This is a genomic window from Mucilaginibacter sp. P1_A3 (assembly GCF_056406855.1).
The window spans coordinates 288593-304724 of record NZ_JBFTZJ010000004.1; the positions used below are offsets into that span (position 1 = coordinate 288593).

The 16132-nt window shown below is 40.9% G+C and carries 13 protein-coding genes; 5 read left to right on the forward strand and 8 right to left on the reverse strand.

What is annotated here, in order from left to right; genetic code table 11:
* The first annotated feature begins 155 nt into the window (after positions 1 to 155).
* The 5 genes from AC1D0K_RS10095 to cysN all read left to right on the forward strand — a co-directional run bounded on the left by AC1D0K_RS10095 (position 156) and on the right by cysN (position 5756).
* A complete protein-coding gene (locus AC1D0K_RS10095; RefSeq protein ID WP_477396638.1) occupies positions 156 to 1568 on the forward strand; it encodes a CCA tRNA nucleotidyltransferase in 1413 nt (470 codons plus the stop codon).
* A 45-nt stretch (positions 1569 to 1613) separates the two neighbouring features.
* Positions 1614 to 2261, forward strand: coding sequence for an IS1096 element passenger TnpR family protein (locus AC1D0K_RS10100; RefSeq protein WP_295720957.1), 648 nt, complete (start codon positions 1614 to 1616; stop codon positions 2259 to 2261).
* Between the two features lie 219 nt (positions 2262 to 2480).
* Positions 2481 to 3395 (forward strand): tRNA (adenosine(37)-N6)-dimethylallyltransferase MiaA, encoded by a 915-nt coding sequence (miaA, locus tag AC1D0K_RS10105; protein ID WP_477396635.1) that lies wholly within the window; start codon positions 2481 to 2483, stop codon positions 3393 to 3395.
* Positions 3396 to 3540: 145 nt separating this feature from the next.
* Positions 3541 to 4446 carry a sulfate adenylyltransferase subunit CysD gene (gene cysD, locus AC1D0K_RS10110; RefSeq protein WP_477396633.1) on the forward strand — a complete coding sequence of 302 codons (906 nt, stop codon included), beginning with the start codon at positions 3541 to 3543 and terminating at the stop codon, positions 4444 to 4446.
* Positions 4447 to 4511: 65 nt separating this feature from the next.
* A complete protein-coding gene (cysN, locus tag AC1D0K_RS10115) occupies positions 4512 to 5756 on the forward strand; it encodes a sulfate adenylyltransferase subunit CysN (protein WP_477396631.1) in 1245 nt (414 codons plus the stop codon).
* 187 nt (positions 5757 to 5943) lie between these two features.
* Here the strand turns inward: cysN and AC1D0K_RS10120 are convergent, their stop codons facing one another.
* The 8 genes from AC1D0K_RS10120 to rfbC form a co-directional block, all read right to left on the reverse strand.
* Positions 5944 to 7029, reverse strand: coding sequence for a mannose-1-phosphate guanylyltransferase (locus AC1D0K_RS10120; RefSeq protein WP_477442633.1), 1086 nt, complete (start codon positions 7027 to 7029; stop codon positions 5944 to 5946).
* 192 nt (positions 7030 to 7221) lie between these two features.
* Entirely contained in the window at positions 7222 to 8496 is a 1275-nt protein-coding gene (locus AC1D0K_RS10125; protein WP_477398681.1) for a DUF1501 domain-containing protein, read from the reverse strand.
* A gap of 18 nt (positions 8497 to 8514) precedes the next feature.
* Positions 8515 to 10413, reverse strand: coding sequence for a DUF1800 domain-containing protein (locus AC1D0K_RS10130; protein ID WP_477398679.1), 1899 nt, complete (start codon positions 10411 to 10413; stop codon positions 8515 to 8517).
* 132 nt (positions 10414 to 10545) lie between these two features.
* Positions 10546 to 11766 (reverse strand): L-2-hydroxyglutarate oxidase, encoded by a 1221-nt coding sequence (gene lhgO, locus AC1D0K_RS10135; protein ID WP_477398677.1) that lies wholly within the window; start codon positions 11764 to 11766, stop codon positions 10546 to 10548.
* Between the two features lie 137 nt (positions 11767 to 11903).
* Positions 11904 to 13304, reverse strand: a complete 1401-nt coding sequence (locus tag AC1D0K_RS10140; protein ID WP_477398675.1) for a UDP-glucose 6-dehydrogenase — start codon at positions 13302 to 13304, stop codon at positions 11904 to 11906.
* A 118-nt stretch (positions 13305 to 13422) separates the two neighbouring features.
* Positions 13423 to 14283 carry a glucose-1-phosphate thymidylyltransferase RfbA gene (gene rfbA, locus AC1D0K_RS10145; protein WP_477398674.1) on the reverse strand — a complete coding sequence of 287 codons (861 nt, stop codon included), beginning with the start codon at positions 14281 to 14283 and terminating at the stop codon, positions 13423 to 13425.
* 15 nt (positions 14284 to 14298) lie between these two features.
* Complete coding sequence (gene rfbD, locus AC1D0K_RS10150; RefSeq protein ID WP_477463046.1) at positions 14299 to 15162, reverse strand: dTDP-4-dehydrorhamnose reductase; 864 nt, start codon at positions 15160 to 15162, stop codon at positions 14299 to 14301.
* Between the two features lie 48 nt (positions 15163 to 15210).
* Positions 15211 to 15765: a dTDP-4-dehydrorhamnose 3,5-epimerase gene (rfbC, locus tag AC1D0K_RS10155; RefSeq protein ID WP_477398670.1), complete on the reverse strand. Its 555-nt coding sequence runs from the start codon at positions 15763 to 15765 to the stop codon at positions 15211 to 15213.
* Positions 15766 to 16132: the final 367 nt, after the last annotated feature.

Here is a 16132-nt window from a genome sequence, read left to right on the forward strand (position 1 = left end):
ACTTAAAGTTTGAAAATAACGGCAGAAAGTTTTGTTTCAGGAGTTCAGATTATAGATTTAGGATTTAGAAATTGGAGTTTGGAATTTAACCTTACCTTTGCACTTTGCTTCAAAGCCTAAAATTTAGAATTTAGAACTTAGAATTTAGAGTTTCTATGAAACAACATCTGCAGCATTCTGTATTTTCTGTTATATCCAAACTTGCTGCACAACATCATGTACAGGTGTATGCCATTGGTGGCTTTGTACGCGATATTTTCTTAAACCGCCCTTCAAAAGATATAGACATTGTAATTATTGGCAATGGTATTGAATTTGCCGAGGCAGTGGGCGCCAAACTCAAAGTAAAGGTTGCCATTTATAAAAACTTTGGTACCGCATCACTCAAATACCAGGACCTGGAAATTGAATTTGTTGGTGCGCGTAAAGAATCATACCGCCGGGATTCCCGCAAGCCCATTGTGGAGAACGGAACTTTGGAAGACGACCAAAAACGCCGTGATTTTACTATTAACGCGCTGGCCCTCTCTCTCAATCCAGAAACATTTGGCGAGCTTCTTGATCCCTTCAACGGCTTAGCCGACCTGGAACATAAACTAATCAGAACGCCTCTTAATCCTGCCGAAACTTTCTCTGACGATCCCCTACGCATGATGCGGGCTATCAGGTTTGCTTCACAGCTTAATTTCAGGATTGATGATATTGCTGTGGCGGCTATCAAAAACAACGTTGATCGGATCAGTATCATATCGCAGGAACGTGTTACCGACGAGTTGAATAAAATCATCCTAGCGCCTGTGCCATCAATCGGTTTTAACTATTTGTTTGATACAGGCTTGCTGCATAAAATCTTTCCGCAGATGACCGCTCTTTACGGAGTTGATTATATTGACGGCAAAGGCCATAAAGATAATTTTTACCATACGCTGCAGGTTTTGGATAACATTTGCACCACCACTACCGACCTTTGGCTGCGCTGGGCTGCCATTTTGCATGACATTGCCAAACCCGCAACCAAACGCTTTGAGCCCGGTCACGGATGGACATTCCATGGGCATGAAGATCGCGGAGCGCGCATGGTGCCTAAAATATTTGCACAGTTAAAACTGCCGCTAAACGAAAAAATGAAACAGGTGCAAAAACTTGTTCAGCTGCATTTACGTCCTATTGTATTATCACAATCCATCGTAACAGACTCAGCTGTACGCAGATTACTTTTTGAAGCCGGTGATGACATTGAAGGACTAATGTTGTTGTGTAAAGCAGACATCACCACAAAAAATGAATATAAGGTAAAAAAATATCGTAACAATTTTGAGCTTGTTCAACAAAAATTAAAAGATGTTGAGGAGCGCGATAGCATAAGAAACTGGCAGCCACCGGTTACCGGGGTAGATATTATGCAGCTTTTTGGTATAAAAGAAGGCCGTGAAGTAGGAATTATCAAAAACCAGATCCGCGAGGCCATTTTAGAAGGTGAAATTCCTAACGAACGTGAGGCTGCCATTAATTACACAATTGCCAAAGGCTTAGAAATTGGCTTAAAAGTTGTGGCAAGTTCAAATTAAATTAAAACACTATTTTTGTCCCCATTTTAAAAATTTACTAAAACAATGGCACTATACAGGTTCAGGGTTACTTTCGAAGATTATGATGACGTGATGAGAGAGATTGATGTGAAATCGAATCAAACTTTCGAAGATTTACACCGCGCAATACACCAGTCAACCGGTTATAATCCCGAATTTTCTTCATCGTTCTATATCAGCAATGATCAATGGACCAAAGGTGAAGAAATAACCTATTTGCCTAATCAAAAAAGAAAAGATCGTGGCATATCGCTGATGAGCAATGTAAAACTATTAAGCTTTATTGACGATCCGCACCAGAAATTTTATTACACTTTCAATTTTGATCGTCCGTTTGATTTTCACGTAGAACTGATGAAGATCATTCTTAATGATACACCGGGCACCACATATCCGGCCGTAATTAAATCTGTTGGTGAAGCACCAAAACAGTTTGGTAATGTATTCACCCCTACTGCTACAGCTGCGCCTGATGAAGATTTCGACTTTTTAAACGAGATGGCATTTAATCCCGAAGATGCAGAAGACTTCTCTGAAGTTACAGATGTTGAAACAGACCTACCCGAAGAAAAGGCCGAAGAGGAAGAAGATGATGAATTCGGCAATGAATTCTCTGATGATGAAGGCTTCGAGGATGACGATAAACCACACCGCGGTGGCGATGATTATTAATATAAGTTATAAAGATACTTATACCCGTCATTGCGAGTTAAAAATCCAGTGAACACTGAAAGCGCAACGACGCGTTAAAGCTTTGTCATCCTGAACGTAGTGAAGGATCGGTTATTCGCCCTGTAAAGTCTGCGAATAGATCCTTCACTACGTTCAGGATGACAATTTTTTATACAAACATGTCATTGTAAAAAATGAATTTTTATTTCACTGAATAATATGCCTCAACCCACTCCTAAAAACCTCATAGTAGTTGCAGGCCCCACAGCTGTAGGGAAAACAGCTGCCGCTATTGAATTGGCAAAGCATTATAATACTGTAATAGTATCGGCCGATTCGAGGCAGTTTTTTAGGGAAATGAGTATTGGTACCGCAAAACCCAATGCAGCAGAACTGGCCCAGGTTAAGCATTATTTTATTGATTCACATTCCATAAATGAGCCTTTCTCTGTTGGCGACTTTGAAAAACAGGGCCTTGCTTTGCTTGACGAACTTTTTAAAATACATGACCATGTTATTTTGGCAGGTGGCTCGGGGCTTTATATTAAAGCAATTTGTGAGGGCTTTGACGATCTGCCAACTGCCGATCCAAACACAAGAGAAAAACTAAACCAGGAACTGGAAGAAAAAGGGTTAACCCACTTGCAGGAAAAATTAAAAGCTGTTGATCCTACTTATTACGCCGAGGTTGACCTCAATAATCCACAACGTATTATAAGGGCATTGGAAGTTTTTGAAAGCTCGGGCAAACCCATATCCTTTTACAGGCAATCCACAGTTAATAAGCGCCCGTTCAATATTATAAAACTGGCCTTAAATCTCCCGCGCGAAATATTGTACCAACGCATTAATGATCGCGTAAACATCATGATGCAGCAAGGTTTATTAGCAGAAGTAACGGAGTTGATGCCTTATCGTCATTTAAACGCATTAAACACCGTAGGATATTCCGAGATCTTTGATTATTTTGATGGCAAGCTTACCCTTCAAAAAGCTGTTGAAATGATTCAGCAAAATACCCGGCGTTTTGCCAAAAGACAGCTTACCTGGTTTAGAAAAGATACGTCATTTATTTGGTTTGATGCCGGCGACCCGGATGTTATTGCTCAAATGATAACTCAAATTAATGCATGATACTGAGAATCAATATTCAGTTTCCATCAATGTATTAAACTTAAAATCCATTTAATCACCTCAACATTAGCATAAAATTGCTAATATTGCAGTTTGATTGCTAAACACTACTATTTAGGTGGATTTAGCGGAGTTTTAAATTAGCATGCACAAATATTATCTTACTCATCTGCAGGAATTAGAATCAGAAGCCATTTACGTAATAAGGGAAGTGGTTGCCCAGTTTGATCGTCCTGCTATACTGTTCTCGGGCGGTAAAGACTCTATCGTGGTTACCCACCTGGCCCAAAAAGCCTTTTGGCCGGCCAAAATACCTATGCCCCTTATCCACATAGATACCGGGCATAATTTCCCGGAGACCATGGAGTTTCGGGATAAGCTGGTTGAAAAACTTGGAGTGCAGTTAATAGTCGGCTCGGTACAGGAAGCGATCAATAAAGGCCGTGCGGTTGAAGAAAGTGGTATTAATGCAAGCAGAAATGAGTTGCAGATAGTATCCTTATTAGATACCATCGAACATCATAAAATTGATGCTGCTATTGGTGGCGCCCGTCGCGATGAAGAAAAAGCCCGTTCAAAAGAACGTTTCTTTTCGCACCGTGATGAGTTTGGCCAGTGGGACCCTAAAAATCAGCGTCCCGAATTGTGGAACATCTTTAATGGCCGCAAACGTATGGGCGAGCATTTCAGAGTGTTTCCGATAAGTAACTGGACCGAAATGGATATCTGGAACTACATACTGCAGGAGAATATAGATATTCCTTCCTTATACTTCGCGCATAACCGTAACGCTGTTTACCGCGATGGCACCTGGTTGCCCGCGTCGGAATTTTTGTCACTGCGTGAGGGCGAAACTGTGGAGAATAAACTAATGCGTTTCCGTACGTTGGGTGATATCACCATTACCGGCGGTATTGAATCTGACGCGGATACCCTGGAAAAAATTGTAGCCGAAGTATCAGCCACCCGCAGTACCGAGCGTGGTAACCGCAGCGATGATAAGCGCTCAGATACCTCTATGGAAGACAGGAAAAAACAGGGTTATTTTTAAATTAGTCAATTAGCTTTTTAGCTTAAATATAACGTGGGATACCTACAGGAACCACACATTGAATTATGGAACTATTACGTTTTACAACAGCCGGCAGCGTAGATGACGGGAAAAGCACACTCATAGGGCGGTTACTTTACGACTCCAAATCCATTTTTGAGGATCAGATGGAAGCCGTAAAACAATCGAGCGAAAGAAAAGGATTACAGCATATCGATCTTTCATTGCTCACCGATGGGCTGCGATCTGAAAGGGAACAAGGCATTACTATTGATGTAGCCTACCGTTACTTTGCTACGCCAAAACGTAAATTTATCATAGCCGATACCCCGGGGCACATTCAATACACCCGTAATATGGTTACCGGTGCATCAACCGCCAATTTAGCGCTGGTGCTGATAGATGCCCGCAAAGGCGTGGTTGAACAAACCTGCCGGCACTCCTTTATCGCTTCGTTATTAAAAATTCCTCATATCATCGTCTGCATCAATAAAATGGACCTGGTTGATTACTCGGAAGATGCATACAATAAAGTAGTTGAACAATACGAAGCTTTTGCTGCGAAAATAGATGTTACAGATATTCGTTTTGTACCTATCAGCGCGCTTGATGGTGATAATGTGGTAAATGATTCTGTAAATATGCCATGGTATAAAGGCGAAAGCTTGTTGCACACCCTGGAAACCATTCACATTGGCAGCGATGAAAACCATTCCGATGCACGTTTCCCGGTGCAAACCGTGATCCGTCCGCATGCAGATGAGTATCATGATTACAGGGGGTATGCCGGCCGCATAGCCGGTGGCATATTTAAACCCGGCGACAAAATAACTGTTCTACCTTCGGGTTTAACGTCGGCTATTAAATCTATTGATACGTTTTCAGGCCCTGTTGAAGAAGCCTTTGCCCCTATGTCAGTATCTATCACCCTTGAGGATGATATTGATGTAAGCCGTGGCGATATGATCATAAAGCACGATAGTGAGCCACATGTAAGTCAGGATATTGAGGTTATGCTATGCTGGATGGGCACCCGTGGCCCACGCCCCGGTGCTAAATATCACCTTAAAAACACCACGCGCGAAGTAATGGCCATTATAAAAGAGGTATATTACAAATTAGATATCAACACAATGGAAAAGCTGGAAAATGCCGGCGATATCAAAATGAACGAAATGGCCCGTGTACGCCTGCGTACCACTCAGCCTCTTGTTTTTGATGAGTATCGCAAAAACCGCATCACAGGATCATTGATATTGGTTGATGAAGCGACTAATGAAACTGTTGCCGCGGGAACCATATTAATGTAGTATCCCAGCCCCCTAAAGGGGCAGCTTTTTGATTTGCATAAGTACTAAAAAAGACCGATTCGAAAAGAACCGGTCTTTTTTTATAAATACAAGCCTCGTTTAGTGATAGCGGGCCTGCCTTTCGTGTAAGTTAAAGCAAGTGGTTGATCAATTCAATAAACCACTCACTCAATCAACCATTCACCAATTAGATGTACTTTGTTCCAAACTTACTCTTCACATCGGCTACAACCTGTTTAACGCTTTGCTCCTGGTCTCTTGGGCAAATAAGTAGGGTGTTGTTTGATTCCACCACGATAAAGTCATGCAGGCCCCGAAGGATCACCAGCTTTTCGCCGGGTACGTTGACCATACAGTTGGATGAATCATACATGATTACCTTATCTGATGGAATAACGGCATTGCCCACGTAATCCTTTTCGGCCAGGTCATAAATAGATGCCCAGGTGCCCAGGTCACTCCAGCCAAACTCCGATGGCAGTACGTATACGTTGCCGGCTTTCTCCATCACCCCGTAATCTATCGAAATATTGGTGCAATGCTGGTAAGCTTTGTCTATATGTGTTTTTTCTTTATCCGTATTATAGTAAGGTTTGGCAGAGGTAAATATCTCGTGCATCTCGGGTAAATACGTATCAAATGCTTTTACGATGGCTTTTGCCGACCATACAAAGATGCCTGCATTCCATAAGAAGTCGCCGCTTTGGATAAAAGTTTTGGCTATCTCCAGCGTAGGTTTCTCGGTAAAGGTTTTAACCTTATGAAAATCTTCGCTGATGGTATTTTCCGTATACTGAATATATCCATAACCGGTATCCGGCCTGGTAGGCTTGATGCCCAAGGTTACCAGGCAATTATGTTCGGTCGCTGTTCGCAGTGATTTTTCAATGGAACTTACAAAGGCATCCTCATCCAGGATCTGCTGATCTGAGGGGGCCACCACGATAGCCGCGTCAGGATTCATGCTTTCTATCTTGAAACAGCCATAAGCTACACAAGGAGCTGTGTTGCGCATTACCGGCTCAGTGAGGATCTGCTGGTCTTCCATATCCGGAAGCTGGGTTTTTACCAGTTTGGTATAGTTTTCATTGGTTACAATGTAAATATTTTCTTTGGGGCACACTTTCAGGAAGCGTTCATAGGTGTTTTGTATTAAAGTTTTGCCGGTTCCCAGGATATCAATAAACTGTTTGGGGTGTGAAGTACGACTTATCGGCCAAAAACGGCTGCCTATTCCGCCTGCCATAATGATGGCATAGTTGTTTTTGTTCATGTGTAATTTTAAGGATTATGCTGAATATAACAAAATAAAAATGCAATAATGATTTGATATCATCTAAAATACAGTAACAATCTTAACTAAATTAAGGTTTCATTAAGAATCTATTAAATAATTATTAGCGCAAAAAAAATCCAGATTACTATTATAGTATTCGGGATCGTTTCTTTTCAAAAAAACACACTTTTACGCTCTAAGCACTCCTATCGGTTTACCTTTAAAATCGGGGAATAAAATTTTATCGTTATTGATTTTTAAATGTTTATCAGCCACTTCGCTAAATACATTCCTAAAATCGGTTGTAACAGCAAGGTCGCGGCCATCTTCCAGGTTCTCAACAGCCAATGGCTGCACGTTTCCATGTACCTTTCCACCATTAACATTATTGCCTAAAATAAAATTACATGAAGCGCGGCCATGATCTGTACCGCCGGTACCGTTTTGGTGAACGGTACGGCCAAACTCGGTCATGGTCATTACTGTTACCTCATCCTGGTAAGCAGTACCTATGTCTGTCCAAAAAGCCATCATGGCATTACTCAGGTCGGCAACATTACGGGCGAATATGCCATTACCTGTGCCCTGGTTAAAATGTGTATCCCATCCGTTAGATTCGGCAAAGGCAACCTCCAAACCTACATTCATTTTAATAAGCTGAGCAATCTGTTTTAATGAGCTGCCGAAAGCAGAGTTTGGATAAACGGCGCCATTTGCAGGTGTATAATTTTTAACGTCAGCCTTTTGCAGCATTTTTAGCGCATCGAAACTTTCTTTACCAGTATCCTTTAATAAGCCGGGCGTAGTTTGATCGTACAGCTCCTCGAAGCTCTTGGCGGCGAAGTTGCCCCCCATAGGGCTACCACGCATTTGCAGCGCAAAATCCTGTAGGTTACTGATAGCCACGGCCGGGTTATCACCATAGAAAGAACGTGGCATGGCCGATGTTAAACTTACTGCGGTAAACGGCGTTAAGGCATCATGCCCCAATAACCCAACAGCGCGGTTAAGCCAGCCACTTGATGTGCCTTTATTAAATGGCGTTCCACTTTCCATATAATCCTGGGCATCAAAATGCGACCGGGTGTTGTTTGGTGAGCCAATACCATGTACAATGCCTAACCTCTTTTCGCGGAACATAGGTTCAAAGGCTTTCATGGATGGGTGTAAGCCAAATTTACCGTCTAAATCAATCAACGGATTATCATTACCACCTTTAGCGGCATCCATAAATAAATTCGTTCGGGCTGCTTTTAGATGTTGATCTGTAAAAGGGGTAACAGCCATCAACCCATCCATAGCGCCACGCTGAAAAATGCAAATCAACGTTTTACCTTTTTTGTATGGCGCTATTATTTTATCCTGCGCGGCAGCTTCAGCAATAAATGCAGGAATACCACCCATGAGACCAACACCAAATAATGTGAGTCCGCCTGCTTTTAAAAACCCTCTTCTTGATAACATCCTCTTTAATTAATCAAATTAACGCCTTTGATACTCCGGTGAACCAATTATTATCCCTACCACCTGTGCCAGGATTGATCTATTTTCATCAGCCACTGTCATTAACTGATTCTTTTCGCCGGCATTGGGGCTAATTGAATCTCGAGGTGTATAAGTTTCTTTTGCCTGAGATGAAAAACTATTGCTGGCCTTATCTACTTTTATCATCAACTGCGGATCATTTAGCATGGGCGTGAGTTGTTTTATTGTTTTATCCAACGGACGCTCCGGCATTAGTATCTTGCTATAGGTAACCAATGCTGCCTGGGCGCTTTCGGGTTCGTGATTTTTGTTCAGTTTTAACAGATCAAACTTTATACCTGGTATACGCCCAGAGGCAAATGCAAGGCCAAAATTCATTCTGCTCAACAAAGCACCTGTGTTAATCCAATACTGACCCTTATCCGGGAAGCCTGTCGGCGCCTGGTAATAGTATACTTTTTCGCCCATGCGGGTTATCCAGTTGTATAACTGGTATGGCTGGCTTATCTGGGCATTCAAGCTTCTAACCGTATTGATAGTTAATTCAAACGGTGATTTTATTTTTTCGCGCAAAGCCGATACAGACCAAAACTCGGGAGCTGCTACCATAGTGATGAGCACCTTTTTTATGTCGCCATCACTGCTTAAAAATGTTTTGGCCATTTTATCAACCAAAGTTTGTGGTGGGGCATCGCTTACAAAACGTACCGCCAGTTTGCGCGATATAAATTTTGCCGTTGATTGATTATGCGCCAGCATATTTAATAACTGCACTCCTTCATCATACCCACCGTTAGGGCCAAAATGTTTACCCAGTACCGTTTTCTCACTGCTATCATGACGGTTAAGCATAAATAAAAAGTCGCCATCATGCACAAAGCCGCCGTTAGGCCCCCTCTTCTCTATTGCCTTTAATACGATATTGTTTCCTTTACCATAATTGCCAACAGGATAAACGGACCAACCTGTAAGCACTTTTGCAGCCTGCGTAACGTCTTGCTGTGTATACCCACCATCAACGCCCAATGTGTGCAATTCCATCACCTCGCGGGCATAGTTTTCATTAAGGCCACGTTGCTGCCTTGCTTGCTTGAGTTTAGCTATCAGCATCCCCTGTTTACTGGTATCAGGTGCTATATCTGCCATTAATTGCTGCTTAGGCGCACTTGCAGATGAGCTGCTAAAATTATCGAGGTAGTATAACATTGCCGGAGACTTTGCTGTAGCCAGTAGTATATCATTAAATTTACCTAAGGCATTGGGCCTGATCACATCACGCTCATAATCAGGAATAAATTCTGCACATTGATTTTTGGTGATTGATACATTAAAGTGATTAAACCAAAAGCTTGTCATCACTTCCTGCAACTGATTATTACTGTATGCAGCCCTTAATATTTTTTGATTGATAAACTGCCTGAATAATTCCTGTTGAGGCTTCATCCCATTTTGCGCCATATAGTTCTGGAGCATTTGGCGGTAAGCTGGTTTATTGGTTTGTACAGAATCTTTATTGATAATACCACTTTTTATCGCCTGTTGAGCAACCTGCCCCGGCCTTGGATATATGTTGGCAATTTGGGCATTACTAAGTTTAAGGGCATCAAAATGATCCAGTAACTTGTTAAGGGAATCATCTGGTAACTTAGCCTCCAGTTGTTCCATGAACCATTTTTCCAATCCCTCGTTGGCCACAGCGTCAACTTCACCGGGTGTGGCCCCGTAGGTAAACCGACTTATTAAATGAGCCGCAGCCTGCATTTTGGTTAAACATGCCTGCCGGTATGGGAATGTATAGATTTCACTTGCTTTATGACCGTTGTAAAATGAAGAAAACAGCAGCAGGCCGCCAATTAACATACATAATGATGGAAAGATGCTTTTGACTGATTTCATAGCTATCGCCGGTGACAATTTTATGACTTAAATAATTACATATGGTTTAGTTATCCCAACCCTATAAAACAAAAAAGGCAATCAAACTATAATGTACATATTTGATTGCCTTAAATTATTGTATTGGGGATGCTAATTAAAAGAAGAGAATCGCCCGGCTGCCATATCGGCAATAGCATTACCAATAGCCAATGACGCGGTTGCCGCAGGTGATGGTGCATTTAAAACATGCAACATGTTATCTTTAGCCTCTATCTTAAAATCATCCAGCGTTTCGCCTTCGCCAGATATGGCCATTGCCCTTACGCCTGCACGGCCAGGCTGCAAATCATCCATCGTAAGACTTGGAATTAGCTGCTGTAAACCCGTTAAAAAACGTTTTTTTGAAAATGCCCGCCTGTATTCATCCAAACCAAATCGCCAATGTTTGGCAAAAAGCTTCCACGTACCTTTAAATTTAAAAGCTTCAATGGTATCGCCGAGAGAAAAGTCTATTTTTTCATAGCCTTCCCTTTTAAACACGAAAACTGCATTTGGGCCGCATTCTACCGTACCATCAATCATACGGGTAAAATGCACGCCCAGGAAAGGAAACTCTGGATTGGGTACCGGGTAAATAAGGTTTTTCACCTTGCTTTTCCCTTGTTCCGTTAAATCAAAATAATCGCCCCGGAAACCAACAATATGAGCTTCACTTGGTGCACCTGCACTTGATGCCAACCTATCGGCCTGAAGCCCGCCAGCAGTAATTAAATACTTTGCGTGAAAGTTACCTCTATTGGTAACAACTGTTGTGTAATCTGCATGGTGTTCAAATGCTTTTGCCGCACAATTAGTTAATACTTTACTTTGTGGGAATTTGGCCTCAAACAATTCCCGGTATTTACGGGTAACGGCGGCAAAGCTGATAATACCTGTACAAGGCACCCAGATCCCTTCAATGCCTTCACAATAAGGTTCTATTTCCTTTATCCTTTTACTATCAATCTTCTCTATCCCCTCTACCCCATTAGCAAGGCCATTATTGAAAACTTTGTTCATGTGGGCCAGCTCAGATTGTTTGGTAGCTACGATAACCTTTCCGCAGATATCATGAGGCACCTTATTTTCCTGTGCAAATGCTACCAGCTCCCGGCGGCCGTCAACGCAAAGTTTAGCTTTATAGGAGTTTGGCTTGTAATAGATGCCTGAATGGATTACGCCCGAGTTATGCCCGGTTTGATGCGCGGCTACTTCGCTTTCCTTTTCAAGTACAAGTATCCTTTTTTCGGGGTTACGCGTATTGATCTTGTAGGCTGTAGCCATTCCTACGATGCCGCCTCCTACTATAATGAGGTCATATACATTTTCCATATTAATTCAATGAATGGTAAACCCTAATGGCAATTTGCATTCAAAATTGCACCTTTTAAACAGAAAACTGCAACTTGTTTAACACAAATTGCAGTTTTATTTATTGCCTATTGATTAATTGAACCTTATATCTGCAATCAAGCTTTAGTACCTATGGATTGTACTATGAAACCTATAGCTCTTAGTTTGTTGGCATCAAGTAAGTTTCGCCCGTCGAATATTTTGGCAGGCTTTAACATGCTATCATATATTTTTTGCCAGTCATAATCTTTAAACTCATCCCACTCGGTAAGTACAGCAATGGCATGGGCGCCTTTACAGGCTTCGTAAGGATCATTTATTACCTTAAGCCCTTTTTTATTTTCTTCAGATGTCCTTGTTCCAAGGTAATCAAGGTCGAAATAGATCTGCCCTTCTAAAACTTTGGGATCATAAACCATAATATTGGCTTGCTCAAGTAACAAATGGTCGGCTACGTAAATTGCTGCCGATTCCCTTGTATCATTGGTATCCTTTTTAAAGGCCCAACCCAAAAAGCTTATTTTTTTTCCATTAACGGTATTGTACAGTTCCCTGATCATCTGATTTGCAAAACGCTTTTTCTGATGATCATTCATAATGATTACCTGTTCCCAGTAATCTGCCACTTCTGGCAAACCGTAACTTCTTGCAATGTAAACTAAGTTTAAAATATCTTTTTGAAAGCATGAACCGCCAAAACCTACAGAAGCCTTTAAAAACTTAGGCCCTATCCTGCTATCGGTACCAATAGCCCGGGCAACTTCGTTAATATCCGCCTCTGTTTTTTCACAAAGCTCAGTTAACGAATTAATTGAAGATACCCGTTGAGCCAGGAATGCATTTGCCGTTAATTTTGATAACTCAGATGACCAAACATTAGTAGTTAAAATACGCTCTCTTGGAATCCAGTTTGCATAAATCTCCACCAGGGACTGAACAGCAATTTGCCCCTCCGGCGTGATATCCCCACCTATTAAAACGCGATCGGGAGCCTCCAAATCCTCAACAGCTGTTCCTTCTGCCAAAAACTCCGGATTGGATAATATTTGAAACTGCGAGCCATTCCCTGTATGGGTAAGAATATCTTTTATTGCGCTGGCTGTTCTTACCGGCAGAGTTGATTTTTCAACTATTATCTTATTATCCTTTGCTACCCTGGCAATTTGCCGGGCACAAAGCTCAATCCATTTTAAATCTGCCGCCTGCCCTTTACCTGCACCATAGGTTTTGGTTGGCGTATTTACAGATATAAATATCATTTGGGCTTCATTAATAGCAGCCTCCACATCTGTAGAAAAAAACAAATTGCGACCTCTTGATTCTGCAACAACATCGCTCAGACCTGGTTCATAAACGGGAATATTGTCAACATTCGGGTCATTCCATGCAGCTATCCGTTGTTCATTAAGATCGACTACTGTTACCTTGATGTGTGGGCATTTTTTTGCTATTACCGCCATGGTTGGTCCCCCAACATAACCAGCTCCAATACAGCAAATTTTAGTGATTTTGGTCATATATTATTTAATACTATAGCTTTGTTGAATTAATAATTTGGCGTTTCTTCTTTAAGATAAGTTTTAGACTTTACTTATTTATATCTGGGCATTTTAATTTCATTTAAAGAGGATGTTTTTAAGGTTGAATGCCTTGAATATATTTCCCGTATCCACTTTTTATATATTTTATAGCTAAAACCTGTAGCGCTTCATAATTTATAAAGCCCATGCGGTAAGCAACTTCCTCAATACATCCAATTTTAGTAGCCTGTCGTTTTTCAATAACACGCACAAATTCTGTAGCATCGCTAAGGGAATCAAAAGTGCCGGTATCCAGCCAGGCGGTTCCCCTATCCATTACTCCTACATGAAGTTGTTGCTTTTCCAGATACACTCTGTTAACATCAGTAATTTCAAATTCGCCCCTTGGCGATACGGGGATATTTTTAGCTATTTCAACAACTTGGTTATCATAGAAATAAAGCCCGGGAACGGCATAATTTGATTTTGGTTTTAAAGGCTTTTCTTCGATAGAAATAGCCGTTAAATTTTTATCAAACTCAACAACCCCATAGCGTTCAGGATCGGCAACCGGATAAGCAAAAATGGCTGCACCATTTACATCGTTAAAACTTTGTATTAGCGCACTAAAACCCGATCCATAAAATATGTTGTCGCCAAGCACTAAAGCAACTTTATCATTACCAATAAAATCGGCACCAATAACAAAAGCCTGGGCAAGGCCGTTAGGTACTTCCTGTACGGCAAACTCAAAGCGACAGCCTAATTCACTGCCATCACCCAATAAGCGTATAAAACCGGCTTGATCTTCTGCTGTAGTTATGATCAATATTTCGCTTATCCCGGCCAACATCAATATTGACAAGGGATAATAAATCATTGGTTTATCATAAATAGGCATCAATTGCTTGCTGATGGCTTTAGTTATGGGATATAGACGGGTTCCGGAGCCGCCTGCCAGTATAATTCCTTTCATAAATGTATTATATTATTATTGAGCCAATTCTAATGCCTTAACACAGGTAATCAGGCTATCGCGCCAGTAAGGTATTTCTAAACCGAATGTTTTTTTTATCTTAGTTTTATCCATTACAGAAAAAGCCGGTCTGGTTGCTCTTGTAGGATACTCACTTGTGCGTATCGGATAGGTTTTTACTTGCGTACCGGATATGTCAAATATTCCTTTTGCAAAATCATACCATGAAGTTACGCCTTCATTACTGTAATGGTAGATGCCAAAATTTCCTGCGCCGGAATTTATGATATCAAGTATTGCACCTGCCAGGTCAATAGCGTATGTTGGCGTGCCCACCTGATCAACAATAATCTTTAACTCGTCCCGTTCAGCACCAAGTTTAAGCATGGTTTTAACAAAATTGTTAGCAAACTCCGAGTATAGCCAACTTGTACGAATAATATAGTGCTGTGATAAAATAGCAGCAACGTCCTGCTCTCCTTCCAATTTAGTAAGGCCGTAAATACTTATAGGCTCTGCAATATCATCTTCTACGAGTGGATTTGGTATATCTCCTTTAAAAACAAAATCGGTTGATATCTGCACCAATATGGCACCATGTGCTTTACATTGTATCGCCAGATTTTGGGCGCCTGTTTTATTTATCTTGCGGGCCAGTTCAATATCATCTTCGGCTTTATCAACAGCTGTATACGCCGCGCAATTGATGGCATACGTTGGCTTGTAATGTTCAAATATTTTATTCAGCAGGTCTGCGTCCAATATATTGGCTTCTGATTCTGTTGGGAAAATAATAGAAGTTATGCCTTTTAAAGCGGCAACTTTTTTTAAACACTGCCCAAGCTGACCCGAAGCACCAAACACTACAATATTTCCCATATTAAAATTAATACTATTTATAGATGTTAAAAGTACTAAAGTAATTTATTAAAAACCTAAATCGCCTGCGTCTTTTAAAAATGGCAGCTCAATATCTTTTTCTGATACCACCAATTCATCTACAGACATGCTCCAATCTATATTAAGTTCCGGATCGGCGTAATGCAACCCGCCTTCCGAAGTTTTGTTATAATAGTTGTCGCACTTATATTGAAAAATAGCAGAATCGCTTAAAACTATAAATCCATGTGCAAAGCCGCGGGGGATAAAAAGCTGTTGATGATTATCTTCAGATAGAATTACAGAAAATTGCTGTCCGTAAGTTGGCGATCCTTTTCTGAGATCAACAGCTACATCCAATACTTCTCCCTGAGTTACCCTCACTAATTTCGCTTGAGAATACTCTCCTTTTTGAAAGTGAAGCCCTCTAAGCACCCCTCTTGTGGAGTATGATTGATTATCCTGAATAAAATCGACTTTGTAACCTATTGCATCGTTAAAACTTTGCGCGTTAAATGATTCAAAAAAATATCCCCTCTCATCATTAAAAATCCTTGGGGTTAATATTATGCATCCCTGGATTGGGGTAGGTGTAATTGTCATGATATGCTTTATAAATTACTTATGGTTATTGGTTAGGATATAGATGATTATAATAATTGGCATAAGCACCACTCATAACATTATTAAGCGGGTTTTGTTTGCAAAAACTAATCCGAACCCATTATTTACAGGTTTTTTTAAACAAACTCAGTTTCGGTAATAGACTCGCAATGGCCCATTATATGTACTTTGAGAAGTTTTTCCTGTATACTATTATATTTTGCGTATCTAACCTCTGCTTATGTTCTTTGCATACTTCATAACAGGTTAAATTTTAGCCTGTAAAGTGTTAATATACCTTACAGGCTAATCCTTGTATTTTTGATCAAAGCGATAAAGCTTACAGCACAAATTCAAGCAGATAAAC